This is a genomic window from Cellulosimicrobium sp. GQ32 (genome assembly GCF_059758455.1).
This window is the reverse complement of record NZ_JCAXEP010000006.1, coordinates 232,386-256,527: the sequence shown is the minus strand read 5'-3', so window position 1 is coordinate 256,527 and position 24,142 is coordinate 232,386. Positions and strand designations below refer to the sequence as shown.

Here is a 24,142-nt window from a genome sequence, read left to right as displayed (position 1 = left end):
CCGCCCTACGCCCGCACGCCGCGCAGCACGGACGAGCCCTCGAACTCGACGCCGGGCGTCGGGAGGTCGCCCTCGACGAAGCCCGGCACAGGGTCGAGCACGAGGTTGCCCGACTGCCCGTAGAACTCGACGGGGTTGCGCCACAGCACCTTGTCGACGTCGTCCTCGGAGAACCCGGCAGCGAGCATCGCGCGACCGGTCTTGAGCGTCTTGAGCGGGTCGGACCGCCCCCAGTCCGCCGCGGAGTTGACGATCATCCGGTCGGTGCCGTGCTCCTGGAGGATCGCGACCATGCGGTCCTCGTCCATCTTCGTGTCCGGGTAGATCGAGAACCCGGCCCACGCGCCGGCGTCGAGCACGAGCGCCACGTTGGTCTCGTTGAGGTGGTCGACGAGCACGTGCTCCGACGGCACGCCGGACTCGCGCACGACGTCGAGCGTGCGGCGCGTGCCCGCGAGCTTGTCGCGGTGCGGGGTGTGCACGAGGACCGGAAGCTCGACGTCGCGCGCCATCTGGAGCTGGCGGGAGAACACCTCGTCCTCCTCGGGCGTCATCGAGTCGTACCCGACCTCGCCGACGGCCACGACGCCGTCCTTGAGCAGGTAGCGCGGGATCTCGTCGAGCACCTCTCGGCAGCGCGCGTCGTTCGCCTCCTTGGGGTTGAGGGCGATCGTCGCGTGATGGCGGATGCCGAACTGCGCGGCGCGGAACCGCTCCCAGCCCAGGAGCGCGTCGAAGTAGTCGAGGAACGACCCCACGTTCGTGCGCGGCTGGCCGAGCCAGAACGCCGGCTCCACGAGCGCGCGCACGCCCGCGGCGTACAGGGCCTCGTAGTCGTCCGTCGTGCGGCTGGTCATGTGGATGTGGGGGTCGAAGATGCGCATCAGGCGGTCCTCCCGGTGGTGACGTCAGGGGCGAGGCGGGCGACGTCGTCGGGCACGACGCGGCCCGCGGCGCGGCGCTCGGCGGCGAAGTCGCGCGCCATGCGCGCGAGCTCGTCGTCCGCGCGGTCGTCGAGGCCGGCGACGGCGTCGAGGCTCACGCCCATGAACACGAGCTTGAGCACGGCGTGGCGCCACGCGTGCGGGTCGAGGTGCGCGGCCGCGAACGGCCCGACGGCCGCGGCGACGAGGCTCTGGTCGTTGGTGCGCAGGGCGTCGGCGGCGAGGTCACGCCCGACGGCGACGACCGAGGCGGCGGAGTCGCCCGCGAGCGTCCCGCGCTCGGTGAGCGCGTCGAGCCCGCGCAGGACGCCGCGGCGCTCGGCTGTGTCGCCGTGCTGGTACAGGTCGGCGAGGCGAGCGGCGAGCGCGGCGTCGGCGTCCGACCCGCGGCGCGCTACCGCCTCGGCGAGGGCGACCACGAGCGCCGCGCGCGCGCCGTCGTCGACCGTCCCGTGGACGACGCCGGCGGGGTCGGTCTCGGGACGGACCGGGGTGCGGCCGACCTTGCGACCGGCGAGCGCGAACGCGCGCGACACGGCCGCGGGGTCCTGCTCGACGGCGGCGCGCGCCTCGGCGAGCCAGCGCTCGCCCTCGGTGGTCGCGCCGTCCTGGGCCGCGGGGGCGGCGGGGGCTGGCTCGGTCATGGCACCTCCTGGGGGTGGTCGGAGACGGGTGGTTCCTGGTCGGGCACGGGCACGGCGGAGCGTCGGTCCCGGGCCGGCGGCAGCGCGTCACGGAGCGCCGCCATGCTGCGGCGCGCGAGGCCCGGCGCGTCGTACGAGTGGCGGGGCAGCTCGACCGCGGCGACGCCGGTGTACCCGACGTCCACGAGGGTCGCGAGCACGAGCGGCAGGTCGATCTCGCCCTCGCCGAACGGGCGGTGCTCGTGATGCGTGCGCGGCATGTCGTCGAGCTGGACGTTCGCGAGGTACGGGGCGGCGGCGCGCAGCGCGCCCACGACGCCGTCGGGCTCGACGACGAGGCAGTGGCCCACGTCGACGGTCACGCCGAGGTCCGCCAGGTCCCCCGCATCTCCGCCGAGCTCGTCGCGCAGCCGCAGCGCGTCGCCGACGGTCTCGACGAGCATCCCCGGCTCGGGCTCGAGCGAGAGCCGCACGCCGTGGTCGCGGGCGTGCTCGACGAGCCCGGGCAGTCGGTCGCGCAGGAGCGACCAGCCCTCGGCCGGGGACGCGCCGTCGGGCAGGACGCCCGAGAAGAAGGACACGCACTCCGCGTCGAGCGCGGCCGCGATCTCGACCGCCCGCCGGAGGAAGCGCAGCCGGGCACCGGCCTCGGCGTCCACGAGCGTGGGCCGGTGCTTGCGGTACGGGTCGAGCAGGAACCGCGTGCCCGTCTCGACGACGACCCGCATCCCGGCGCCGCCGTGCAGCGCGGCGAGGCGCGCGCGCAGCGCGTCGACCTCCGCGCGCCACCCGTCCGCGAACGGGTCGAGGTGCGGGAACCCGAGCGTGAGCGCGACGGCGCCGTAGCCCTCGTGGTCGAGCACGTCGAGCGCGACGTCGAGCGGATGGTCCGTGAAGCCGTTGGTGCCGTACCCGAGCGCGAAGGGCAGCGCCTGCCGTGTCCCGTGCGCGGTCACGTCTCGCTCATCTCGGCGCGCCCGCGACCGGCCCGGCGCAGGAGCCGACCAGCGAGCTCGACGCCCGCCAGCACGCCCACCGACGCGAGGCTGCCTCCGCGCGCCGCCCACGCCGCCTGGAGCGGCAGCATCGCGCGGATCCCCGCCTTCGTCGCCGCGAAGGCGTTGCCCGCCGACGGCGTGATCGCGGCGTCCACCTGACGAGGCAGCGCTGTCACGAGGTAGGCACCCGCCGCGACGGCCCCGGCGACCGCCGTGGCGACGCGCGTCGCCCGACCCGGCCCGTCCCCGGCCGGGCGTCCGCGGCGCAGCGCCCCGACGCCGACGACGGCCCCGCCCACCGCGGTGGCCGCGGCCACGCCGGCCGCGAGGGACGACGTCGTGCCGTGCACCTCGCCGCGCGACACGAACGTGACGCCCGCGGTGTGCACCGCCATCCCCGCCGCGGCAGGCAGCGCGGCACGCAGGTGCCCGACGCCCGCGCCGAGCAGGACGTCGAGCCCGCGGCACGCGGCCATGACGACGGGGCCGACGGCGTGCTCCTTGGCGACCGTGTCGTAGGTCCAGACGCTCGCCGCCAGCGGGACGGCGACGGCGAGCGCCCGCGCTCCCCCGCCTGCGGCGGCAAGGCCGACGCCCGCGCCCGTGAGCCCCACCGCGACCCGGAGCGCGCGGCCCTCGGAGATGCGCCCGGACGGGATGGGCCGCTCGGGCCGCTCGACGGCGTCGAGCTCCCGGTCGGCGTAGTCGTTGAGCGCCATGCCGCCCGCGTAGAGGCACGCGGACGCGAGCGGGAGCAGCGCGCGGCGCGCCGTGAGCGCGTGACCGGCGGCGGCAGCGCCCGCGAGGGTGTCACCGACCACCGAGAGGACCGCGGGGGCGCGGACGAGGTCCAGGTGGTCGTGGAGGGAGCCGGTCACGGCCGGTCGGCCGGTGCGGCACCGACGCGGGCCGCCGCCTCGCGGACCCAGTCCGCGAGCGCCACGGTCTGCGCCGCGAAGTCGTGCACGTCGCTCCCCCACGGGTCCTTGAAGAAGAACCCGAGCTCGGGGACCGGGCCCCCGTACCCGGCGGCGTCGGCGAGCGCGAGCAGGCGCGCGAGGTCGAGGACGAGCGGCGCCGCGAGCATCGAGTCGTAGGCCGACCACGTGGTCTGGAGCGTGAGTCGGGACCCGAGGAAGCCCTCGACGTGCACGTGGTCCCACGCGACCTTGATGTCGCCGAGGTCCGGCACGTTGTCGATGTGCAGCGGGGTGACCTGGCTGCCCGTGAGGTCCTGCAGGCCGCGGGACTTGGACGCGAGCTTGCTCTGCACGGCCTCCGGGTCGGCCAGGGTCGCGCCGTCGCCGCCGCCGAGCAGGTTGGCCCCGGCCCAGGACAGGACGCGCAGGCCGCGCGCGGCGAAGGCGGGCGCGAGGATCGTGCGCAGCCACGTCTGGCCGGTCTTGCCGTCCTGGCCCGCGACGGGGACGCCACGCTCGGCGGCGAGCTCGAGGAGCACCGGCAGGTGCATGCTCGCCGACGGCGTGAACTCCGCGAAGGGGGCACCCGCGAGCAGGGCGGCGTACGCGGTCACGGAGCTCGGCGGGAGCACGGCGCGCTCCGGGTCCGCGAGCGCGGCGCGCAGGAGCTCCCGGTCGGCGAGCTCGGGGCCCGGCTCGGGCAGGGGCTCGGTCGACACGAGGTCGACCACGACGACGCGCGCGAGGCCGTGGCGCTCGCGGAAGTCGACGATGTCCGCGGCCAGGCGCTCCGCGGCGGCCTGCTGGGACTCGCGCGGCGCCCCCTCGGCGGGGTGGGCGGTGTAGCCCGGCCGGACCTCGGCGTCGGCGCGCTCCAGCGCGGCGTGCGCGGCGGTGAGCAGGCGGGGCGCGATCATCCCGGCCTCGACGAGCTGCTCGGCGTGCTTGACCATCGAGACGTCGGAGATGTCGTGGCCGCCCACGACGAGGTCACCGAACGCCGGGAGCGGGGCCGACGCGAAGGGCTCGGAGACCGTGACGCACCCCGTCGGCGCGGCACGCCCGTCCGCGACGGCGGCGAGGCCGAGGGTCGCGGTGGTCGCGACGGAGCCGCGGGCGCCGACGAGCCAGAGCCCCGTGCGCGCGTCCGGAGCAGGGCGGTCTGACGAGCCGTCAGAAGCGAAGTGGTGCATCGTTGCTCCCGTTCCCGTCGGCAGGCGCCGGAGCGCCGCCGAGCACGACGACGATGGCCTCCCTGCCATCGTCGGACCGCACGCCCGGACGAGGGCGTGAATCGCTCTCCGACCCGGTGGGCGCCCGGTCTGCTGCGACCCTAGTCACACTTTTGTCGATGGTCAATCAAAAGCGGGGCCACTTTCGCGGAGCGCGACGCTTGCACGATGCAAAAGCGCACGCCGGAGACGCCCCGGCGGCCGGCATCGCCCGGATGCCGGCCGCCAGGTCGTCCCCGGCGAGGCGGGCTCAGCCCGCAGGAGAGAAGTCGAGCTGGTCGTCGGCGACGGCCACGACCGACCACACGTTGCCGTCGGCGTCGGACAGCTCGTACGCCGGCAGGAGCACCGCCGCGCCGTCGGGCTGGTACTCCACCGCGAGGCCGAGGCGCGCGTCCCTGATCGTCACGTCCGTGACCGGCCACGCGAACCGGGCGCCCTCGCCGACCGTCGGAGGCACGGTCGGCGCCTCCGGCTCGACGGGCGCGATCTCGGGCACGGCCTGCGCGGTCGCGTCCTCGCGCGCGAGGGCGATCATGCCGCCCCCGCCGAACCGCGGGTCACCGAGGCGGTCCACCGCCTCGGCCGGGCTCACCACGTCGTACGCGCCGATCGCGACGCGCGGAGCGAGGCTCCCGTACAGCGACGCGAGCCCGGCACCGGAGTACGTGGCGCTCCACTGCGTCCCGGTGCGCTGCCCCTCGACGACCTCGTACGCGGTCACGGTCGTCGCCCGCGGCGCGCCCTCGTCGGCCGCCTGCTCCTCCGCCACGACCTCGTACCCGGCAGCGTCCAGGCCGAGCGACCCGAGCACGTCACGGAGCGCGTCCACGGCGTCCGCACCGCTCGGGGGCGCACCGTGGTCGGACTCCTCGCACGTTCCCGGATCCGCGCCGGAGCTCCCCGAGCCCTCGTCACTCTCCGCCGGCATCGGCGTCACGACGACGCAGGCCCACGGGTCCTTCGTCGGGTCGTTGTAGCTCACGCTCGCGAGCCCGTCAGCCTGGAGGTACACGCTCGGCCCGGTCCCGTCGGTCGACCCCACGACGTACGACCCGTACTCCTCGCGCACCTCGCCAGGGACCCCCAGGGCGTCCGCGGTGCGGCGCGCCGTCTCCTGCGAGTACACGCCCGCGGCGTCGTACGCCCACGCGTCCGCGCTGGCCCCCTGCGTCGAGAGACCCTCCTGGTGGAACACCGTGCGGCCGCCCCAGAACCCTGGGTAGGCCATGTCGGCCGTCGCCCGCGACCCGGCGGCCAGGCGCTCCGGCGCGACCGCACCGCCCGCGGCGTCCTCCGCGGGCGCGTCGGCCGCGCCGAGCCGGATGGGCGCGAGCGCCGTGGACTCGACGGCCGAGTCCCCCGCGGACGAGGCCCCGACCGCCCCCGTGCCGAGCGCGTAGCCGCCTGCACCGACGACGAGCACGCCGGCCACGGCGGCGGCGACCTGGAGCGGCGCTCGCCGGCGCAGGCGTCGGGCACGTCGCTCGGCGAGCTCGTCGACGAGCGTCGCCGTCGGACCGTCAGGACCGGAGAGCGGGGCGCCGTCGGACGTACCGGCCGCCGCCCCGGCGGCGAACGCCTCGGGGACGCGGTCACGGACCGCGGCCTCCAGCGCGGCGGCGTCCGGTGCGACGCTCGCGGCCGGGTCGGCGGCGCGGAGGCGTGCGAGGTCGGCGTCGTCGGGCTGGTCGGGGGTGTGGGTGGTCATGTCGCCCTCCAGGTACTGCCGGAGCCGTGCCGCGGGGCGCGGCCGGTCGGGTCTACCCGTGATGTGTGCTCAGGCGCCCGACTCTTGCGCGAGGGCCGACTGCTCCGCCCACGCGGTGCGCAACCGCGCCCGCGCCCGCGAGAGCGCGGCGTCGGCGCCCCCGCGCGACGTGCCGAGGACCGCCGCCAGGTCCTCGCCACCCAGTCCCTCCCACGCGTGCAGGAGGAGGATGCGCCGGTCGCGGACCGAGAGCGCGCTCAGTGCGCGCCGCACCTCGTCGTCCTGCACGACGACGTGCTCGACGTCCGCTCCCTCGTCACCGCGGTCCGGCACCTCGGCGACAGGCACCGCCCGCGCCTTGCGCCGGTGGTTGGCGAGGACGAAGCCCGCGGTGCGGTACAGCCACGGGAGCTCGGCGCCGTCGGGCACGTCCGCGCGGCGCCGCCAGGCCGTCGCGAGGACCTCGGCCGTGAGGTCGTCGGCATCGGGCCCCACGGAACCGGCGGCGCTCGGCAGCCGGCGGCGGAAGTAGCGGTAGAGCGGCGTCGCGTGCGCGGCGAAGAGCGCGGCGAACCAGGCCTCGTCGTGGACGGCGGCGTCGGCATCGACGTCGTTGCCCTCGTCGGTCGTCACGGCGGCTCCTCGTCGGGGGGGTCGGGGCTGTCAACCGCTCTGTGTCCCGGGGGGCCCGTTCCTTGCACGGCACATCCTTCACCCGAACCTCACCCGCGACGGCACCGATCCTGCCAGCGCCCAGCACCTACGCTGTGGGGCATGACGACGACGGAGCCGGTCGACCTGCCGCCCCGCCACACGGGCAGCCGACGACGTCGGCACTGGGCGTCCTGGCTGGGCTGGGGCCTGATCCTCCTCGCCGTGCTCCTGGTGGTCTGCGTCGCCCTCCTCGCCCGCGACGCCCTCGCCGCGCGCGACGCGCTGACCCGCGCGCTCGACGAGGTCCCCGCGGCCGAGGAGGCGCTGCGCGCCGGCGACGTGGACTCCGCGGAGGCCGCCCTGGACCGGGTCCAGCCCTTCACCGCGACCGCGCGTGCGAGCACGGACGGCCCGCTGTGGTCCCTGGCCGCGCACCTCCCGGTGTACGGCCAGGACGTCCGGGCGTTCTCCGCCGCGGCCGCGACCGTGGACGACCTCGCGGCGGTCGTCCTGCCGTCGCTCACGCAGGCGCTCGCTGCGGTCGAGGGAGACAGCCTGACGATCGCGGACGGCGGCGTCGACCTCGCACCGCTCGTCGACGCCGCGCCGGCGGTCGCGCGCGCCGCGGACGTGTTCGACGACATCGACGCCCGGCTCGCCCGCGTCGACCCCGCCGCCCTGCACCAGGAGATCGCCGAGCCCTACGCGTCGCTCGTCGCCCGCACGGACGACCTGCGCCCCGTCGTGCGCACCGCCGACCGCCTCACCGCGCTCGGCCCGGCCATGCTCGGCGCCGACGCGCCGCGGCGGTACCTCCTGGTCTCGCTGAACACCGCGGAGCTGCGCGCGGGCGGCGGCATCCCCGGGGCGCTCGCGGTCCTCACGGTCGACGACGGCGCCGTCTCGCTCGAACGCCAGGCGTCGACGGCCGACGTCCCCCCGTTCCCCGAGCCCGTCCTGCCGCTGGAGCCTGGGGTCGAGCAGCTCTTCACCGACCGCGTGGGCAGGTACGTGCAGGACACCCCGCTCACGCCCGACTTCCCCACGACCGCCGAGCTCACTGCCGCCATGTGGGAGCAGTCGCAGGGCGAGGCGGTGGACGGCGTGGCGGCGATCGACCCTGTCGCGCTGTCCTACCTGCTCGAGGCCACCGGGGGTATCGACGTGCCGTTCGGCGACGAGACGGTCGCGCTCGACGCGGGCAACGTCGTCCAGGTCCTCCTCTCGGACGCCTACGCGGAGCTCGAGCCCGGGGAGCAGACGGACGCGTTCTTCGCCTCCGTCGCGTCGACCGTCCTCGGGACCTTCCTCGCGGGCGCCGCGGACCCCGGCCTCGCCCGCGACGCCCTCGCCCGCGGCGCGGACGAGCACCGCGTGCTCCTCTGGTCCGCGCACCCCGACGAGCAGGACCGCCTGGCCGGGACGGTCGTCGCGGGCGACATCGACACCGCCGACCGCGCGGCGAGCTCCGTCGGCGTGTTCCTCAACGACGCCACCGGCGGCAAGATGGGCTACTACCTCGACACGGACGTCCGGCTCACCGGGAGCGTGTGCACCGACGGCGGGCGCGTCGACACCTTCAGCGCCGCCCTCACGTCCACCGCGCCGGCCGACGCCGGGACGAGCCTGCCGTGGTACGTCACCGGCGGCGGCATCTCGGGCGTCACCCCGGGGAACGTGCGCACGGTGGTCGTCCTCTACCCGCCGCGCGGCGGCGAGGTCGGCACCGTCCGGGTGGGCGGGGCACCGACGGGAGCGCTCGTCGCGGACGTGGGCGGCCGGCGCGCGTCCTCGCTCCCCGTCGAGCTCGCGCCCGGTCAGGGCACGACGGTCTCGTTCACCGTGACCTCGCCCGGCATGCAGGCCCGTCCGGGCGCCGACGCCACGATCGACGTCTGGACGACCCCGACGGTGTCGACGCCCGGCCTCGCGGTGGTCCCGGTCGCCGCGTGCGGGTGAACCGTCGCCGCGACCGGGACGACGCCGACGGCACCGCCCTCGATCGGCCCGGTCCACGCACCGGAGCACGCGCAGGATCACGCCGGGGATCACGGCGCGATAACGATGGTCCTGGCGACCACAATTCACCCGGACGACCGTCCAGTTCGGGTCTCGATCCTCGCTATTCTGGGCGCCTGTCGCTCGACCCGTGCCACCGGCCTGTGGCGCACGATGCATCACGGACCGCACTCCGGGGCTCTCTGTGTACCGGAACTCCACAATCCCTGAACCGAGACGGGTGAAGAAGCCATGCGTACCTCGAAGGGTCTGCGCAGCACGGGACGGGCGGTGCTCGTCGGAGCGCTCTCCGCGGTCGTCGCGCTCCTGACCGTCCCCGTCGTCGCGACGTCCGCGAGCGCGGCGACCACCGACCCCGAGACCTACGTCCCGGAGATCACCGTGGCCTCGCCGGTCTGCGACGGCGACGTCCCCTACCTCGACTACGTCTTCGAGCTTCCCGAGAACTACGAGAACGACGAGGCGAACCCGCTCTCGATCACCTGGGTCAACCCTGACGGCGAGGACGTCGTCCAGTCCGGGCTGCCGCTCTCGGGCCGCGTCCTGTGGCCCGGTGCCGAGGTCGACGGTGCGGGCAACCCGGTCGACTGGCCCGGCTGGAGCCTCGTGGACGGCGAGTGGGTCGTCGGCGACGAGTTCGACTGGGTCCGCGCGGGCGTGACGGTGGTCTTCGAGGTCAACCCGACGGCCGAGACCGTCGTGGCCTACCCGCCGTCGACACCGGAGTGCGCGACGAACCCGCCCGGCACCCCGGAGCCGACGATCAAGGTCGACGTGCTCACGCCCGTCTGCGTCGAGGGCGTCTCCTACCTCGACTACGGGGTCTCGGTCACCGGGACGCCGAACACGACGGCCACCCTGACCTGGCACAACCCCGACGGTGAGGACGAGGTCATGGCAGACCTCCCCCTCAGCGGACGGGTGCTGTGGCCCGGTGCGTATCCCGAGCGCTTCGTGGACCTGCCGGCCGACGAGGGCTGGGAGCTCGTGAACAACATGTGGATCAACACCGCGACCCACGGCTGGGCCACCGGCACCGTGGACGTGACGTTCGCCGTGAACCCCGAGGTGACGGTCCCCGTGACGTACCCGCAGGACACGAGCAACTGCTTCCCCGGCGTGACGCCGGTCGACAACCCCGTCGCCGGGAGCCAGAACCCGACGCTCGCGGAGACCGGCGCGACGGTCGGCCTGTACGCGGCGATCGCGGCCGGGCTCGCCGTGGTCGGCGCGGCGATCGTCCTGCTGACGCGCCGGACCCGCAAGGGCTGACCGGACACCGCACGCACGACGAAGGCCTCGCACCCGCCAGGGTGCGAGGCCTTCGTCCGTCCGGCTCACGACCGTGGCGACCCGGACGGGGACCGATCGGTCAGGCGGCCGCCCAGCCTCCGGCCGCCAGGCGCGACTCCAGGCCCTCGAAGGCCCAGCGGTCGACGACGAGCACCGCACCGCCGGGGGCGTCCGGGACGTACCACTGGAGCTGCTCGACGGTGCGTACCTCCGCGCCGGACGCGTCGACGCACGAGAGCGTCCAGCGCGCCAGGGTGGCGGGCGTGCCGGCGACCTCGACCTCCGACTCCGACGCCTCCCCGACCGCGCGGGCGGCGAGCTCGTCGCCTCCGGGACAGGTGGCGCCGTCGGGCACGTGCGCCGCGGCGGGGTCGACGCCGTCGAGGGCCGCGCCGGTGAGGATCTCGAAGCTGGGGCAGACCGCGTCCTCGGGGCAACCGCCCGCGCGGACCTGCGTGAGGCCGTCGGCAGGCTGGAGCACGGACCAGTACTCCGCGGCCGGGAGCTGGAGAGGGCCGACCGGGACCTTGCCCTCGTCGGCATGGGCGCCGTGCGCGCCGTGGTCCTCGGCCGTTGCCGGGCCCGAGCCTCCGTCGGCGGTCGCGTCGGGCTCGGAGGACCCGGAGCACGCGGCCAGGAGCACGCCGCCGAGCGCGACAGCCGCCAGGGAGAGGGAGAAACGGGTCGTTCGATGCTGCACGTGCACGATGGTCGCCTTTCACGGTCGGAGGTCTCCGCAGCCCACTGGGGAGAGCTGCGGAGACCTCGTCGGTCTTGTCACGCTAGCGAGCGCGAACACGGGTGGAGATGCGTGAGACCCACACGATGGCGGCTCGCGGGTACGGGATTCCCCGTACCCGCGAGCCGTCCGAGGGGGACCTCGTCAGGGACGCCGGTGGTGCCTCAGCACGCGCCGCCGTCGGCCCACGGACCCCACGCCGAGGCGCCGGGGGTGTCGTTCTGGGTCCAGTAGCGCGCCGTCCACACGTGGCCGCCGTGGCTCACGACCGCACCACCCGTGTAGACCGTGCCCGCGGTCCAGGCCGGTGCGGTGCACGTCCCCGTGCCGGTGCCCGGCCCGCCCGGTCCCTCGCCGCCCCCGGAGCCCGGGAGGTCGACGACGGTGACGCCGCGCGGGTGGTCGTACGTCGTGGCGTAGTCCACGCCGTCGACGGTGACGATCACGTTGGAGAACTGGGCGACCGGCATCGACCACTTGAGCTGGTTCGTGATCGAGCCACCCGCCGGGACGCCCCCCGTCGGGACCGTGAACTGCACGGTGTGGAAGTCGCCGTCGAGGCCGCCGACGTTGTCGCCGGTGTGGCCCTTCGCGGTGACGGTGGTCTTGAAGCCGCTCCAGTCGCTCATCTCGCCCGGGTCGGTCGTGCCGTACTGGAACGAGATCGTCGCGCCGGCCGGGATGTCCTTCGCACCCTTGTTGGTGAAGACGACCTTGGGCGAGATCGGGTAGTTGTTGTCACCGAGCGCGAACTCCGTGTACCGGATGTCGACGTCGAGCGCCTGCGTCGGCATCTTCCGGTCGGCGTTCGCCTTCGACGCGCCGTAGGGCGTCGTGGCCGAGAGCTTGCTGTGCATGAGGTCGACGAGCGTGCTGCCGATCTCGTACTGGCCCTTCGCCTGGTCGTAGCCGAAGTCGCCCGCGAGCTCCCAGATCATCAGTCCACCGAGCCCGGTGTCCGCGACGTAGTCCGCCTTGGCGGCGATCGCCTCGGTCGAGTCGCCGGAGAGGAACGTCTTCGTCTGCGCGTTCCACCACCACTCGTTCTTGGTGACCGGGTCGAAGTGGCGCTCGTACGTGCCCTGGATCGTGTCCGTGACGCCGTACGCGGAGACGTAGTCGCCCGTCACGCCCTTCTCGAGGTTGAGCACGTGCCACATCGGGTTGACGCCGGCCGGGACCGCGTTGCCCTGCGGGTCGCTGTCGTACCAGAGGTTGTCGATGCCCTCCGCGCCGTAGCCGCACTTGTTGTTGGTGCCCGCCGGGCAGAGGAACCCGGCCGGCGCCTTCGCGGTGCCGCCCATGCCGTAGGTGCCGCCCTGGACGCCCTGGAAGCCGCGCGTGTAGAAGGGCACGCCCAGGTTGATGCGACCGGACTGCATGGCGCCCCGGAAGTAGTGCGAGGCCCAGTCGCCGTTGAGGTAGCCGATGCCCTTGTACGCGCTGTACACGCCGCCGGCCGCGAGCTCGGGGTCCTTGCCGTCGTCGAACAGGGCGCCGTTGCCACCCACGTACTCGTTCCAGGCGCCGTGCAGGTCGTACGTCATCATGTTGACGTAGTCCGTGTACTGCGTGACCTGGTAGACCTCCATGCCGCGCAGCAGCCACCCCGACGACGGCGTCGCGGTGGTGAGCATGTAGTACTCGCCGTCCTGCGCGCCCGCCGCGTCGAGCTTCTCGCGCAGCGTCCTCATGAGGTTCACGTAGCCCTGGAAGAGCTGCCCGCGCCGCTTGTCGGAGATCGGGAAGTCGTCCGGGTTGCCGGCCTGGTTGTTGGACGTCGGGTACTCGTAGTCGATGTCGATGCCGTCGAACCCGTACTGGCGGACGAAGTCGACGACCGAGTCCGCGAAGGTGTCGATCCGGGCCTGCGACTCCGTCATCGTGTAGAACCCGCCGGACGCGACGCGCTTGCCGCTCGCGTCGAAGTAGCCGCCCGTCTCGGCCCAGCCGCCCACGGCGGGGATGACCTTGACGCCCGGGTGGGCCTTCTTGTACTTCGCCAGCAGGTTGAAGTGGCCCGTGTAGTCGAGCGTCGGGTCCATCTCCGCGCCCGCGACGCCCGGCCAGGTCATGTCGGTCGCCGCGTTGCCCGCCGCACCGGCGTTCACCGAGACCTTGTCGTTCCCGTCGATGTGTGCGAACGCGTAGTTGATGTGGGAGAGCTTGTCCCACGGGATGTCGCTCGCGAGGTAGCGCGGCTGGCCGTTCGCGCCGGTCCGCCAGCTCGAGAAGTAGCCGATGACGCGACGGTCGAGACCGTTCGGCAGCTTCTCGCGCCCGCTCTCGTCGTACACGTCGCAGTAGGGCGTCCGGACGCCGGGCGTCTGCGCCATGCCGTCAGGGCGGCACTTCTCGTCCGGGTTCGCGGCCGGGTCGGTCGTAGGGTCCGTCGTCGGGTCGGTCGTGGGATCCGTCGTCGGGTCGGTCGTGGGATCGGTCGTCGGCTCCGTCGTCGGGTCCGTCGTCGGGTCGGTCGTCGGGTCGGTCGTCGGCTCCTGGGTCGGGGTGTCGCCGCACGCTCCGAGCGACTCCCAGGGCCCGTACTGCTCCTTGCCCGGGACGTTGTTCTGCGTCCACCACTTGGCCCGGTAGTTCTGGCCGCCGTACGAGACGGTCGCGCCGCCCACGTAGGCCGGGGTGGCGGACCAAGGGTCCGCGCACGCCGTGGTCGCGGCGGCGACGACGGGGGTCGCGGCCTGCGCGGCCGCGGCACCGGCGAGGCCGGTGGCCAGCACGGCGAGCGTCGTGACGGCCGCGACGACCTGTGGGCGGCGTCCGGGAGCGCGGGGGGCGCGCGCCCGGGGGGTCAGGGACAACCGCATGGGGTACCTCGATCTGCTGGGTTGCTGCGCACGACGCCGGACGGCGTCGCGTCGGGCACGGTCGCCCGGGGGAGGGCGACCGACGGGTGCTGAGGGGTTGCTGAGAGGTGCCGAGCGGGACCCGTCACGACGGCGGTCGACGACGGGAGCGCCGGTGGCGCGTCGAGGGGAGGGTGCACGGGCGGGTGCACAGGACTCGTCACCGCACCAGCCGCCGACCACGTCGCGGACGGGGTCCCGCTCGGCGGCGCCGGTCGCTCGTGGCGACCGGCGCCGTCAGGGGCGACGAGGGCCGGGCGTCAGCAGGCGCCCAGCGACTCCCAAGGGCCGTACTGCTCCGCGCCCGGGACGTTGTTCTGCGTCCACCACTTCGCCCGGTAGCTCTGGCCCTGGTAGGAGACCGTCGCGCCGCCGGTGTAGACGGCGCTCGACGACCACGCGGGGGCGGTGCACGTACCCGGGTCGGTCGGGTCCGTCGGGTCGGTCGGGTCCGTGGGGTCGGTCGCGCCGCACGTGCCGGTCGCCTCCCACGGGCCGCCCGCGCTCGGACGGTCACCCTGGGTCCACCACTTCGCGCGGTAGTTCTTCCCCTCGAACGACACCGTCGCGCCGCCCGTGTACACCGCGCTCGACGACCACGCGGCCAGGCAATCCGTCGGGTCCGTGGGGTCGGTCGGGTCCGTCGGGTCGGTCGGGTCGGTCGGGTCGGTCGGGTCGGTCGGGTCGGTCGGGTCGGTCGGGTCGGTCGGGCCGTCCGTGCCGTCGACCGGACCCGCCGGGAGCGCACGGATCTTGTCCGTGAAGCCCCCGAGCAGCGTGCCGTCGTGGTTTCCGGAGAGGTCCCACCACATGCCGCCGCCGAGGTTCAGGCGGTCGATGTACTCCGCCTTGGCGGCGACGGACCGCGCGTTGTCGTAGCCCCACCACTGGTCGCCGTCGTAGCGCCAGGCCGAGACCGTCGCCGGGTCGAAGTAGTCCTGGCCCCGCGTGCGGAGCTTGTCGTAGTCCTCGTTGCCCGCCTCCCAGGTGCCGGGGGCGGCTCCCGACGCCGCCGACCACGGGGCCGAGGACGTCACGCCCTTCCAGCCGCGGCCGTACATGGCCATGCCGAGGCCGAGCTGGCTCGGGTCGACGCCGCTGCGCAGGTACTCCTGCACCGCCTTGTCGGCGCTGAACCGACGGTTGGCAGCCCGCGGGTCGGCGGGGTCGTCGTACAGGTTGGCCTGCGGACCGGCGAGCGCGGGGTCCCACGCGCCGTGCAGGTCGTAGCCCTGGACGTTGCCGTAGTCGAGGTACTCGAAGATCGCCGGGTCGTTCCAGCCGCCCGCCGCGATGTCGTCGGGGTTGGCCGGGAGGAACGCCGAGAGCAGGTAGTGCTTGCCCGTCTGCGCGCCGTACGCGTCGAGCTGCTTGCGGAACTCGGCGAGCAGCAGCTTGAAGTTCGCGCGGTCGTTGACGGTGTCGACGTAGTTGCCCACCTCGCCGTTGTTCGAGCCGGGCCACTCCCAGTCGATGTCGATGCCGTCGAACACGCCGGCGGCAGCGCCGGCCCCGCCGCGGCCGTCGATCACGGGGAGGTTGCCCTTGATGTAGATGTCGATGCACGACGACACGAACTTCTCGCGCGACGCCTGCGTCGCGGCGGCCTTCGAGAAGTTCTTGGACCAGGTCCAGCCGCCGATGGAGATGAGGGCGCGGAGCTGCGGGTTCTTCGCCTTGAGCTGCTTGAGCTGGTTGAACGAGCCGGCGAGCGGCTGGTCCCACGTGTCGGCGACGCCGGCCACGGAGCTCGCCGCGGTGTAGCCCATGCCGAAGTCCGCCCACGCGTCACCGGCGCCGTCGGAACCGTTCGGCCCCGTGCCCTGCGCCTTGTTGGCGATGAAGCACGTGAGGTTCTGGTGGTGGATGTTGCCGAACGAGTAGTTGATGTGCGTGAGGTCCTGGGCAGCGCCGGAGTCCTGGACCTTCTTGAGCTGGAAGTTGCGGCCGTACACGCCCCACTGCGTGAAGTAGCCGACGTTCCGGTAGCCGTTCACGTCGCTGTCGCCCGGGTGGGAGACGGCGGCGGGTGCGACCTCGGCGGCCTGTGCCGGCGCGACTCCCGCGAGGAGCCCGCCGACGAGCGCCGCAGCGGTCGCGAGCGCCGCGACGCGCGCGCCGCGCCGGCGCCCGGCGCGGGGTGTTCTGGAGAAGAGGGACACGTCCATGGGTCCTGCCTCGTTGCTGGTGCGGTGGGCCGCGTCGCCGTCCTCCGGAGTCGCCGTCGCCCTCGGGTCCTCTCGAACGTAATGACGCGGGCACCGTGGCGTTATCCGCGCTTCCCACATTGTTCATGGTGCGAACTTACCCGCGGCGTAAGGGTTCCCCCGTAGGACAAAGGCTCCCAGAAGCGGACGAGATGGATCGAATCCCCCTGGCGTCGGCGACTCGGTACGTACCGCGGCCACGCGGGTCGTGGATTCCCCTCAGCGCCCCACACGGTGCGCGAGCACGGTGAGCTCGACGCGCGAGCGCACCCCGAGCTTGCGGAACACCCGGCCGAGGTGCACCTCCACGGTGCGCACCGAGAGGTAGAGCTGGTCCGCGGCCTCGCGGTTGGACGCGCCCTGGACGACGAGCAGCGCGACGTCGAGCTCACGTTCGGTGAGCTCGTCGGACCATCGCCCCCGGAGCTCGGCGAGCGCCTCGTCCGACACGTCGCTCTCCCGCACGGCGAGCCGGCACGCGTCCGGCGGTGTGGGCCGGGATTCCACCACCGGCTCGGTGCCCGGTCGGTGCCCACCGAGGACTCCCGGCAGCGGCGCGTGCAGCCCGGCCGCGCGCGCCGCCGCGGCCCACGACCCGGACGGCACCCCGCCGGGCGCCGTCCCGAGCGGGGTCGCTGCCGGGCCACCGGCGGCGTCGTCGGCCACCGGCCCGCCGAGCAACCGGACGACGTCCGCGTGCTCGTCCCGCGCGATCGTCGTCCAGGCGTCCGCACCCGCGTCGTCGAACAGCTCGATCGCGGACAGGAAGAGTCCGTGCGCACGCTGGAGCTCGCCCGCGCGCACGAGTGCGCGCGCGGCGCAGAGGTCGGTCCGCGCGTGCTCGTACGGCGAGGCCGTGGTCCGGTTCACCCGCGTCGCCCGCTCGAGCGGCGCGGCGAGGTCCTCGGGCGCGGCGAGGGACACGTCGGCCCGGACGAGCGTCGCCGACCGCAGCGACGGCGGCAGCTCCTTCGCGTCCACCTTCCGTCGGGCCAGCGCGCGCTGCGCCGCGTCGTGACGTCCTGCGACGACCCACGCCTCGACGTCGTCCAGGCCCGGCAGCGGGAGCATGCGTGCGCTGTCGGGACGCTCGCGCTCCGCCGCGAGCTCCAGGAGCGTGGCTGCCTGGGTCACGTGGTGCGCGAACGCCGCGCCCATCGCCCGGTCCACGAGGAGCCCGAGCCGGACCGGGCGGGACGTCGGGCTCGCGCACGTCTCCTCGAGCGCCGTCGCGACCGGGCCGACGACGCCCCGGGTCATCATGTCGAGGCGACGGGCGGCCGCGACCCCCAGACCGGCGAACGGCAGCCCGATCGGCAGGCGGAACGCCGCCTCGGCGAGCTCGTCGGCGGCGCGCGTGAGCGTCCCGCGCCAGAGGTGCACGAGCGTCTGCGCGAGGCGCACGTGCGCCTCGGCCAGCGGGGTCAGCGCGGTGTCCGGGCCGTCGAACCAGCGGCCGCCGTCGCGGACCGGGGCGAGCGACGCGACGACGCTCGCGAGCGTCTGCGCGGCGTCCTCGAGCCGGTCGTCGGCCGCGAGCGCGAGGGCTCGCCCGACCTGCACCGACGCCTCGTGGTCCGGCCCGAGGTCCACGTCGGGGACGGCGGCGCGCTCGCCCACGCCGAACACCGCGGCCCAGGAGCGCGCGAGCGCGAGCCCGGCGGCCGTCGCGTCGTCGTCGCACCAGGACGCGAGGAACGTCGCCGTGTCGAGGAGCTGGGACGTGCTCACGCCGTCGCCGCGCTCGGCGTGCAGCCGCGCCGCGTTGAGCACGCCCGACACGACGCCCGCCACGGCGTCCGGCGCCAGGTCGTCGGGCTGCCCGCCGCGCAGGTAGGGCGAGAGCACGTCGTCGGGGACCTGACCCTCGGCGAGCGTCAGCGCGGCGACGAGCGGCCCGAGCGTCCGAGCGCGCAGCGCGTCGTCACCGCTGCGCGACGCCTTGCGCAGCCAGTCCGCCGCGTCCTGCACGTGGCCCGTCCGCAGCGCGGCGACGCCCGCGATCGCGAACGCCTCGGCGCGGTGCTCGGTCGCTGCCTGGCTCGCGGCCTCGCGTGCCACCTCGTGCGCCCAGACGACGTCCCCGCGGTCCAGGTGCCGACGCGCGATCCGCAGCAGCCCCGGCACGAGCGCGGGGTCGCCGACGAGCGTCGCGAGCGCCGAGTGCCACACCGCGACGTCCTCCTCCCCCGACCGGCGGTGCGCCTCGGCGAGCGCGACGTGCGCCGCCGTACGCTCGGCGAGCCGCGCGTCCGCATGGACGAGGGACCGCATGCGCGGGTCGACGAACGCGAAGCGGCCGCCCACGAGCGAGAGGTGCTCGGCGAGCGGGCCGTCGAGGACCACGTCCATCGCGAGGCCGGTCGCCGACAGCAGCAGCTCGGTCCGGTCCACGACGGCGACGGCCGCGACCAGGAGCGCGTGCCGCTCCCCCTCGCTGAGGGCGGCGAGGCGGTCGGCGAAGAGGGAGCGCACGGCGGGGACGGCCGGCAACGGGTCCGGGAGGATCGACCCCCCGGAGAGCTGCTCCGGTGTGAGCAGCGCCGCCGTCTGCGTCAGCGCCGCGGCGTTGCCGCCGAGGAGCCCCGCGAGGCGGGCCGCGACGTGCGGCGCGACCGCGAGCCGGCGCTCGACGAGCAGCAGGTGCAGGGCGTCAGCCGGCGCGAGGGGCGGGACGGCGCGGAGCTCGAACGGCCCGGAGGTCGCTTCGAGCGCGCCCGCGGTCGCCGTCCCGAGGAGCACGACCGGCGCATGGCGCTGCGCGACGAGGCTGGCGAGGACCGACCTGCTGAGCTCGTCCTGGAGGTGCAGGTCGTCGGCCACCAGCACGACCGTGGCGCCGTCGAACGACTCCACGAGGAGCTCGGCGAGCGCGACCGCCGCGACCTCGGGGAGGTATCCGAAGCCAGGGTCGACCGGCTCGAGGACGCGCGTGAGACGCTCCGGGACGACGCCGCCCGCGAGCTGCGACACCTGGGACACGAGCGACACGACGGCGGAGCCCGGCGCGGGCACGCCCGCGGGCGGACGACACCGCAGGGTGAGCGTCGGGCGTGCGAACGTCTGCGACGCGACGGCCTCGCACACGAGCTCGAGCGTCGCGCTCGCCCCCATGCCCGGCTCGGCCGTCCACACGAGGCCGCCCTTGCCCTCGCCCACGGCCGCGAGCGCGCGGTCGACCTCCTGCGCGCGGGAGGAGAGCCGCTCGAGCCGTCGTGCGGACCGCGTGTCCGCGCGACGGTGCGGCTCGGGAACCAGGTAGTCGAGCTGTTCTGACATGTCGGGACCCTCCGTCCGGGGGCTTCTTCGCCCGTCGACCGGATGAAATGTTAACAACCCTCCGTAAACAAGGGATCACCTCATCGTTTCCCGGCCGTCACACGATCGCCACCTGGGCCGACGCCGCTTGCCCCGCCTGGACGGGAGGGCTAGCCTGGCCTCGATCCCCGTCGCGGCCACGGTTCTCGTGCGCCCCGACCTGGGTGCGGCGCCCACGGCGCCGCCGCCACGAGAGCGAGGTGAGCCCCATGCCGGACGGCAGCAGTCATAGAACCGTGCACTGCGCGCTCACCCTCCGTGGCCCGCAGCCCGTCGCCTGAGTCGGCGCGCTCCTCGAGGACTCCCGCGACCGGCCGTCGTCCCGCGCGGGGAGGTCGCCAGTGCGCACCGCGCGCGCCGTCGTGCGCGCCGCTGGACCACCCGCTGACGCACCCGCCGACCCGCCCGCGCCCGCCACCCACCCCGTGGCGTCCGCCCGTGGTCGTCGGCCCGCCGAGAAGGACGACCACCATGACACAGCGCTCGCCTGCCACCGAGACCCGGACCCGCCCCGCACGCCCGACGCTGCGGGAAGCGCGCGCCGGTCGGCCCCCTCGACGCCGCGTCCGACCGAACCTGGAACGCCAGTCGATCTCCTTCACCGTCGGCCTGTACGTGTTCATCTGCGTCGCGCTGCTGCTCGCGCACGTCACGGCCGGAGGTGTCTGATGACGACGACGCTGCCTGAGCCCACGAGCCTCGCTCCCGCACCCGGCGCAGACCGTGCGCTCCCCGCCCCCGCGCGCGGCGGGCTGGACCTCCACGCCCGCGCGCACGGCACCGGCACCCCCCGGTTCGACCCGCGCGTCCTGCGCTCGCGCTGGGTCCAGGTCGGCGTGGGCGACCCCGACGCGACGGCCCGCGCGGCCGAGCACGGCGTCGACTTCGCCGCCGCCGGCGGCCGGGTCTGGGAGACGGACGCCCACGTGTACCTCCCCGTCACCGCGACGCGACGCGACGGCGACCGGGTCGCCTACGAGCGGGTCGTGCTCGCCCTCTCCCCCGACGTCGTCGTGACGGCCCAGCCGCAGCGGCACTACGGCGTCTTCGACAAGGCGATCGCCCGCATGCGGCGCACCCCGTGGCTCATCGGCTCCTCCTACGGCGTCGCGTACGCGCTGCTGTACGCGCTCAACGAGGCCGCGGACCGCGTCGTGTCGTACGCGAGCGACCTGCTCGAGGACATGTCCGACGAGATCGACGAGGCGACGCGCGGCGTCGACTCCCGCGGCCGGGAGATCGGGGTGAGCGACATGCAGGAGACCATCACCCGGATGAACCGTGCGGAGGAGATCGTGTCTCGCGCCCAGGAGTCCCAGCTCTCGCTCGCCCGCGCCGCACGGCACCTGCGCAGCGAGATCGCGGACTCCGACCCCGTGCTCGCCGGGCTCGTCGAGACGCTCGTCGCGGACATCGACGGGGTGAAGCAGCACGCCGGGTTCGAGCACGACAAGGTGCGCTACCTCCAGCAGGCGATCATGACCTCGCTCGACGTCAAGCAGGCGCAGATCGTCAAGGTCTTCACGATCATCACCGCCGTGTTCCTGCCACCGACGCTCATCGCGTCGTTCTACGGCATGAACTTCACGCACATGCCGGAGCTCGACCGCCCCTCCGGCTTCACCGTCACGGTCCTGCTCACCCTGGTGGCGGCCGTCATCCCGCTCGCCTACATCAAGCGCCGCGGCTGGCTCCGCTGACCTCCACGACCCCGCCCGCGCCCGCTCCGCCGAGGTAGAGCCCTGGTCACGCGAGGTAGAGCCCTGGTCACGCGAGGTAGAGCCGTGGTCACGCGAGGTAGAACCCTGGTCGCGCGAGGTAGAACCCTGGTCGCGCGAGGTAGAACCCTGGTCGCGCGAGGTAGAACCCTGGTCGCGCGAGGTAGAGCCGTGGTCACGCGAGGTAGAGGCCTGGTCCGACGACGTCCGCTCGCCCTGCGCTGCAGCGTCGCCGACGGCCGACCGTCCGATCGCCCAGGAGGCGCCGGTCGGCGCCCCTCGACTGAACCGCCACCGCGGGCGGTCGCCCGAGGTGGGCGAAGACCAGGGTGGGTCGAAGCCGGGCGGGGTGGGTGGTGGTGCCGTGTCGTGGCGGGCCTGGCGGGAGCCGCGAGGAACGAGCGGCGGATGGTAGACGCGGCACCACCACCCACCCCGACCACCCAACGCAACCACACGCCGTCGAGCCCAAGAACCACGGCTCTACCTCGCGCAACCACGGCTCTACCTCGCGCAACCACGGCTCTACCTCGCGCAACCACGGCTCTACCTCGCGCAACCACGGCTCTACCTCGGCGCACCGGGGTGGGTGCTCGGCGCGGAGGCGGTCAGGCCTCGAGGAGGAGCGTGACCGGGCCGTCGTTGACGAGCTCGACGGCCATGTGCGCGCCGAACCGCCCGGTCGCGACCTCGATCCCGCGCTCGCGCAGCCGCGCCACGACCGCCTCGACCAACGGCTCGGCGACGGGCCCGGGCGCCGCACCGTTCCACGACGGTCGGCGGCCCTTCTTCGTGTCGGCGTACAGCGTGAACTGGCTGACGACCAGCACCGGCGCGCCCTCGTCCTGCACCGAGCGCTCCCCCGCAAGGATCCGGAGCTCGGCGATCTTGCGCGCGATCGTCTCGACCTGCGGGTCGCCGTCGTCGTGCGTCACGCCGACGAGCGCGAGCAGACCCGGGCGGTCGATCGCCCCGACCACCTCCGTCGTCCCGTCCTCGGCCACGACGCTCACGCTCGCGCGCGAGACGCGCTGCACGACGGCCCTCACGAGCGGCGCTCCGCGTCACCGCTCGGGACCGCGGTCGCGCCGTCGAGGACCGGCCGCACGACGCCCACGGGCCGGCCCGCACCGAGCACGGGCACGTCGCCGAGCGCGGTCAGCGCCGCGTCGTCGGCCCCCGCCACGCCGAGCGCGCCGAGGCGCCGGAGCGCGGCGGCGAGCACCGCGGGCCGCGACCGGGAGCCGCCGTCGAGCACCTTGAAGGCGAGCGCGCCGCCGTCGGGCAGGCCGGCGCCGTAGACGCCGTCCGCACCGTCCTTGGCGACCAGGCCGGGCACCGCGCGCATCGCGAGCGTCGCGTCCCGGCCCGTCCCGCCGACCATCTCCGGGAACGCCGACATCGCGCGCGCGACCTGCGCCTCCGGGGAGAGCGGGTCGCGCCCCGGGGCGGCCGCGAGGTGCCCGAACGCTCGTGCGAGGCCGCGCACCGTCGTCGAGAAGAGCGGCGCGCCGCAGCCGTCGACCGTCACGTGCTCCACCGGCACGCGGGTCGCCTCGGCGACGGTCTCGCGGACCGCGACCTGGAGGGGGTGGTCGACGTCCAGGTAGGTGGCGGTGTCCCAGCCGGCGGCGACGCACGTCGCGAGCATCGCCGCGTGCTTGCCCGAGCAGTTCTGCGTGATCGCTGACGGGCCGTGCCCCTCGAGCTGCCACGCGAACGCGGCGGGCGGGTGGAGCGGCATGTCGGGCGTGTTCCGCAGCGCCGACTCGTCGAGCCCGACGCCCTCGAGGATCTCCCGGACGCCGGCGAGGTGCACCGGCTCGCCGTTGTGGCTCGCGGCGGCCAGCGCGAGGAGCCGGGGCGGGAGGGCGAGACCGTGCCGCAGCATCGCGACCGCCTGGAAGGGCTTGACGCTCGACCGCGGCCAGATCACGGCGTCGGCGTCGCCACGCTCCAGGACCGGCTCACCCTCCTCGCCCAGCAGGACGAGGTGCCCGGCGTGGACCGACTCCACCAGGTCCCCCCGGACGACCTCGGCGAGCGGGACGGCGGCGCGCTCGATCCCGCCCTGGACGTGCGCAGTCACCGGCGGGTCACCAGCCGCCGGGACGTCCGGACGACCCGTTGCCGCGGCCGTTGCCGTACGGCAGGAGCCGGGGACGCACGTCGACGAGATAGACGATCGCCGCGACCACGCCGATGATCCCGAAGAAGCCCCCGACGCTCATCGGCGGCAGCGAGACGAATCCGAGGGCTGCCGCGACGCCGAGGATCGCGAGCCAGATCGGCTTGGTCAGCTTGCCCTCGGCCGTGAACGCGCTCGCGGGACGTCGGATCGCGTCGACGAGCGCGACGAGCTCCGTCACGAACACGACGAGCATGAGCACGAAGAAGACGATCCACTGGAGCGACCCGATGATTCCCACGGGCACGAGCCTACGGTCTGCCGAGCGGCCACGGCACCACCCGCAGCCCGACCGACCGTGCGGCGGTGACCACGTGCGGGTCCCAGGCCGCCACGATCGTGTCGTCGTGCGCGACGGCCAGGGCGCTCGCCACGTGCACCGCGTCGTTGCTGCGCAGCGCGCCCGCCGCGACGAGCTCCGCCGCGCGGTCGGCGACGTCGCCGGAGACCTCCACCACGTGCAGCGCCGGGCGGAGCACGTCCCACGTGCCGAGGGCGCGCGCGTGCCCCGGGGTGTCGAGCACGCCGCCGCGGGCGCCGGCGGCGAGGGCTGCCCGCACCTCGACGTCGGCGAGGCGGCTCGTCACGACGACGTCCGCGCGGTTCCACAAGCGGCTCGCCAGCGCGGAGCCAGCCTCGGGCACGCAGAGCTTCACCAGCGCGCTCGCGTCGAAGTAGACCAGGGCCATCGGG

19 protein-coding genes are annotated in these 24,142 nt (G+C 74.6%); 4 read left to right on the top strand and 15 right to left on the bottom strand.

Translation table 11 applies throughout. The annotated features are described in order from the left end of the window. Positions 1-5 precede the first annotated feature (5 nt). The 7 genes from AC6CH9_RS12420 to AC6CH9_RS12390 all read right to left on the bottom strand — a co-directional run bounded on the left by AC6CH9_RS12420 (position 6) and on the right by AC6CH9_RS12390 (position 7,082). Positions 6-884: a TatD family hydrolase gene (locus AC6CH9_RS12420; RefSeq protein WP_498155152.1), complete on the bottom strand. Its 879-nt coding sequence runs from the start codon at positions 882-884 to the stop codon at positions 6-8. After that, positions 884-1,588 carry an EboA domain-containing protein gene (locus tag AC6CH9_RS12415; protein ID WP_498155151.1) on the bottom strand — a complete coding sequence of 235 codons (705 nt, stop codon included), beginning with the start codon at positions 1,586-1,588 and terminating at the stop codon, positions 884-886. The genes AC6CH9_RS12420 and AC6CH9_RS12415 overlap by 1 nt, the downstream gene beginning before the upstream one ends. Next, positions 1,585-2,544, bottom strand: coding sequence for a sugar phosphate isomerase/epimerase family protein (locus AC6CH9_RS12410; RefSeq protein WP_498155150.1), 960 nt, complete (start codon positions 2,542-2,544; stop codon positions 1,585-1,587). Before AC6CH9_RS12410 ends, AC6CH9_RS12415 begins: the two co-directional genes overlap by 4 nt. Continuing rightward, on the bottom strand, positions 2,541-3,464 hold the full coding sequence (locus tag AC6CH9_RS12405; protein ID WP_498155149.1) for an SCO3242 family prenyltransferase: 924 nt from the start codon (positions 3,462-3,464) through the stop codon (positions 2,541-2,543). Before AC6CH9_RS12405 ends, AC6CH9_RS12410 begins: the two co-directional genes overlap by 4 nt. Beyond that, positions 3,461-4,699: an inositol-3-phosphate synthase gene (locus tag AC6CH9_RS12400; RefSeq protein ID WP_498155148.1), complete on the bottom strand. Its 1,239-nt coding sequence runs from the start codon at positions 4,697-4,699 to the stop codon at positions 3,461-3,463. The genes AC6CH9_RS12405 and AC6CH9_RS12400 overlap by 4 nt, the downstream gene beginning before the upstream one ends. A 289-nt stretch (positions 4,700-4,988) precedes the next feature. Continuing rightward, positions 4,989-6,449, bottom strand: a complete 1,461-nt coding sequence (locus AC6CH9_RS12395) for a hypothetical protein (RefSeq protein ID WP_498155147.1) — start codon at positions 6,447-6,449, stop codon at positions 4,989-4,991. Between the two features lie 69 nt (positions 6,450-6,518). Next, on the bottom strand, positions 6,519-7,082 hold the full coding sequence (locus AC6CH9_RS12390) for an RNA polymerase sigma factor (RefSeq protein ID WP_498155146.1): 564 nt from the start codon (positions 7,080-7,082) through the stop codon (positions 6,519-6,521). A 141-nt stretch (positions 7,083-7,223) separates the two neighbouring features. Here AC6CH9_RS12390 and AC6CH9_RS12385 point away from each other — a divergent pair, with 141 nt between their 5' ends. Both AC6CH9_RS12385 and AC6CH9_RS12380 read left to right on the top strand, forming a co-directional pair. After that, positions 7,224-9,062, top strand: coding sequence for a DUF4012 domain-containing protein (locus AC6CH9_RS12385; protein WP_498155145.1), 1,839 nt, complete (start codon positions 7,224-7,226; stop codon positions 9,060-9,062). A gap of 291 nt (positions 9,063-9,353) precedes the next feature. Beyond that, complete coding sequence (locus AC6CH9_RS12380) at positions 9,354-10,394, top strand: hypothetical protein (RefSeq protein WP_498155144.1); 1,041 nt, start codon at positions 9,354-9,356, stop codon at positions 10,392-10,394. Positions 10,395-10,494: 100 nt separating this feature from the next. On the opposite strand, the gene AC6CH9_RS12375 is transcribed toward AC6CH9_RS12380, so the two are convergent. The 4 genes from AC6CH9_RS12375 to AC6CH9_RS12360 form a co-directional block, all read right to left on the bottom strand. Beyond that, the gene (locus tag AC6CH9_RS12375; RefSeq protein WP_498155143.1) at positions 10,495-11,115 is read right to left on the bottom strand and encodes a hypothetical protein; all 621 of its coding nucleotides are present in this window, start codon (positions 11,113-11,115) and stop codon (positions 10,495-10,497) included. A gap of 203 nt (positions 11,116-11,318) precedes the next feature. Next, on the bottom strand, positions 11,319-13,973 hold the full coding sequence (locus tag AC6CH9_RS12370; protein WP_498155142.1) for a glycosyl hydrolase family 18 protein: 2,655 nt from the start codon (positions 13,971-13,973) through the stop codon (positions 11,319-11,321). Between the two features lie 305 nt (positions 13,974-14,278). Beyond that, entirely contained in the window at positions 14,279-16,186 is a 1,908-nt protein-coding gene (locus tag AC6CH9_RS12365; protein WP_498155141.1) for a glycosyl hydrolase family 18 protein, read from the bottom strand. A 258-nt stretch (positions 16,187-16,444) separates the two neighbouring features. Continuing rightward, entirely contained in the window at positions 16,445-19,504 is a 3,060-nt protein-coding gene (locus tag AC6CH9_RS12360; RefSeq protein ID WP_498155140.1) for a helix-turn-helix transcriptional regulator, read from the bottom strand. A gap of 510 nt (positions 19,505-20,014) precedes the next feature. On the opposite strand from AC6CH9_RS12360, the gene AC6CH9_RS12355 reads away from it, so the two are divergent. Continuing rightward, complete coding sequence (locus AC6CH9_RS12355) at positions 20,015-20,212, top strand: hypothetical protein (protein ID WP_498155139.1); 198 nt, start codon at positions 20,015-20,017, stop codon at positions 20,210-20,212. Further along, a complete protein-coding gene (locus tag AC6CH9_RS12350; RefSeq protein WP_498155138.1) occupies positions 20,212-21,243 on the top strand; it encodes a CorA family divalent cation transporter in 1,032 nt (343 codons plus the stop codon). The genes AC6CH9_RS12355 and AC6CH9_RS12350 overlap by 1 nt, the downstream gene beginning before the upstream one ends. A gap of 626 nt (positions 21,244-21,869) precedes the next feature. Here AC6CH9_RS12350 and dtd read toward each other — a convergent pair. The 4 genes from dtd to AC6CH9_RS12330 are packed head-to-tail and all read right to left on the bottom strand — an operon-like array spanning position 21,870 to position 24,138. Then, positions 21,870-22,310 carry a D-aminoacyl-tRNA deacylase gene (dtd, locus tag AC6CH9_RS12345; protein WP_498155137.1) on the bottom strand — a complete coding sequence of 147 codons (441 nt, stop codon included), beginning with the start codon at positions 22,308-22,310 and terminating at the stop codon, positions 21,870-21,872. Continuing rightward, positions 22,307-23,350 carry an asparaginase gene (locus tag AC6CH9_RS12340; protein WP_498155136.1) on the bottom strand — a complete coding sequence of 348 codons (1,044 nt, stop codon included), beginning with the start codon at positions 23,348-23,350 and terminating at the stop codon, positions 22,307-22,309. Before AC6CH9_RS12340 ends, dtd begins: the two co-directional genes overlap by 4 nt. Before the next feature lie 7 nt (positions 23,351-23,357). Further along, positions 23,358-23,690 carry a DUF2516 family protein gene (locus tag AC6CH9_RS12335; RefSeq protein WP_313663758.1) on the bottom strand — a complete coding sequence of 111 codons (333 nt, stop codon included), beginning with the start codon at positions 23,688-23,690 and terminating at the stop codon, positions 23,358-23,360. Positions 23,691-23,700: 10 nt separating this feature from the next. After that, on the bottom strand, positions 23,701-24,138 hold the full coding sequence (locus AC6CH9_RS12330) for a type II toxin-antitoxin system VapC family toxin (RefSeq protein ID WP_498155135.1): 438 nt from the start codon (positions 24,136-24,138) through the stop codon (positions 23,701-23,703). Between the last annotated feature and the right edge of the window lie 4 nt (positions 24,139-24,142).